Annotated in this window: 3 protein-coding genes; all 3 read left to right on the top strand. The window is 53.0% G+C overall.

The features are described from left to right. The first annotated feature begins 539 nt into the window (after positions 1–539). From coaD to ABYP33_RS18855, 3 genes are read left to right on the top strand one after another with little or no spacing between them, the layout of a single operon-like run. Positions 540–1,025, top strand: coding sequence for a pantetheine-phosphate adenylyltransferase (gene coaD / locus ABYP33_RS18865; RefSeq protein ID WP_062382515.1), 486 nt, complete (start codon positions 540–542; stop codon positions 1,023–1,025). A 7-nt stretch (positions 1,026–1,032) separates the two neighbouring features. Further along, the gene (locus tag ABYP33_RS18860) at positions 1,033–1,284 is read left to right on the top strand and encodes a YfhL family 4Fe-4S dicluster ferredoxin (RefSeq protein ID WP_373092868.1); all 252 of its coding nucleotides are present in this window, start codon (positions 1,033–1,035) and stop codon (positions 1,282–1,284) included. Between the two features lie 35 nt (positions 1,285–1,319). Next, a complete protein-coding gene (locus ABYP33_RS18855) occupies positions 1,320–1,607 on the top strand; it encodes a GIY-YIG nuclease family protein (protein WP_373092866.1) in 288 nt (95 codons plus the stop codon). The last annotated feature ends 380 nt before the right edge of the window (positions 1,608–1,987 follow it).

Raw genomic sequence — 1,987 nt, 5'->3', positions numbered from 1 at the left:
CGCAGGCCATGACGGACCATGCATTAAACTCGCAGCACCCATCAAGTCTTCCCTGCGCAGGCAAGGACCGCAAATCCCTAAACGTCTTCCCTGCGCAGGCAGGGATCCATGTGAGCGGCAGCGAATGCCTTATTACCCCAACGTCTAAGCCCAAACTTCGTTGCTGAGATAGACTCCTGCCTCCGCAGGAGTGACGATTGATTTGGTCTGGTGTCGTTGCCGTTAAGCCTTCGCTGGAGCAACGGTGGGTTTAGCGTGGGGTGGTTGCTGCCATACTTGCGCAGGCCATGACGGACCATGCATTAAACTCGCAGCACCCATCAAGTCTTCCCTGCGCAGGCAAGGACCGCAAATCCCTAAACGTCTTCCCTGCGCAGGCAGGGATCCATGTGAGCGGCAGCGAATGCCTTATGGCCCCAGCTACACATGGGGTTATGAACCGCCGGTGTATTGCGTTAAAATTCCGCTACGCCTTCGGTGCAATGTGAGTTTAAAAGCCAATTGCCCGAACTATCTGCCGCACGCATATTCGGTGAGCTATGAAACGTATTATCTATCCCGGCACGTTCGACCCCATTACTCGTGGCCATATTGATTTGGTTGAGCGGGCTTGTAAGTTGTTTGACACGGTTGTGCTTGCCGTGGCTAACAGCGAGAAAAAGGTGCCCATGTTTGCGCTTAAAGAGCGTATGGATTTGTGCGCCGAGGCCTTGGCTCATGTGCCCAATATTGAAGTATGCAGTTTTACTGGATTAACGGTGGAGCTGGCTAAGGCGCAAAACTGTAGCATTATTCTGCGCGGCGTTCGTACCGTGGCGGATTATGAGTATGAATTACAGCTAGCCAATATGAACCGTTCACTGGCGCCAGGTATAGAGACTGTGTTTTTAACGCCAGGCGAGTCGCTGTCGTATGTGTCGTCGTCATTGCTCAGAGAAATCGCCAGTATGGGCGGCGAAGTGTCGCGTTTTGTGCCCGACAATGTGAGTAAAGCACTCAACGCGCGCTTCCCTCCCCGCAAGTGAGCATGCAGTGGCGCTAATTATTACCGAGGAATGCATTAACTGTGACGTGTGTGAGCCTGAGTGCCCCAACGAAGCCATTTATCAAGGCGGCAGCATTTACGAAATAGACCCCAATCGCTGCACCGAATGCGTTGGCCATTTTGACGAACCCCAGTGTCAGCAGGTTTGTCCTGTGGATTGCATTCCACTTGACCCGGCATTTATCGAGACCGAGGAGCAATTAATGGTGAAGTATGAGAAGTTAATTGCCGTTGGGTAAAATAAAGCTCAATCTGCAGCCAAGGACGGCCGCCAATGAAACAGCCCTGTGTATACATACTTGCCAGCAAGCCGCACGGCACCCTCTATATCGGCGTAACAAGCAATATTGCTGCTCGAATTTACCAGCACAAAGCCAACTTGGTCACGGGCTTTAGTCAACGCTACTCGGTTCACCGCTTGGTCTACATTGAATTGCACCAAGAGATGTACGCGGCTATTATCCGCGAAAAACAGCTTAAACGGTGGAAGCGTGCATGGAAAGTTCGCCTCATTGAAGAAAAAAATCCCGAATGGCAAGACCTTTACCCTGAGCTGCTTTGAAGCGATATTATAAGCCGGACTAGACTCCTGCCTTCGCAGGAGTGACGGTTGGTTTGGCTGGCGCTATGCCTTCGCAGGAGTGACGGTTGGTTTGGCTGGCGCTATGCCTCCGTGGGAGTGACGACCAGCGTAGCTTGGCGCGCTTACGGCCGTACTTGCGCAGGCAGAGCCCCCCGCGCCCTAAACCCACCGTAGCCATCAAGTCATCCCTGCGCAGGCAGGGATCCATGTGAGCGTAGTGAATGCCTTATTACCCCAACGTCTAAGCCCAAACTTCGTTGCTGGGATAGACTCCTGCCTCCGCAGGAGTGACGATTGATTTGGTCTGGTGTCGTTGCCGTTAAGCCTTCGCTGGAGCAACGGTGGGTTTAGCGTGGGGT

The sequence above is a fragment of the Zhongshania sp. genome (assembly GCF_041584495.1).
In the GTDB taxonomy this organism is placed as follows: domain Bacteria; phylum Pseudomonadota; class Gammaproteobacteria; order Pseudomonadales; family Spongiibacteraceae; genus Spongiibacter.
Note: the sequence above shows the minus strand (reverse complement) of the source record. Positions and strands in the feature narration are given on the sequence as shown.

Coding starts and splice junctions, on each gene's coding strand:
- coaD (WP_062382515.1), top strand. CDS start 540: ATGAAACGTATTATCTATCCCGGCACGTTCGACCCCATTACTCGTGGC.
- ABYP33_RS18855 (WP_373092866.1), top strand. CDS start 1,320: ATGAAACAGCCCTGTGTATACATACTTGCCAGCAAGCCGCACGGCACC.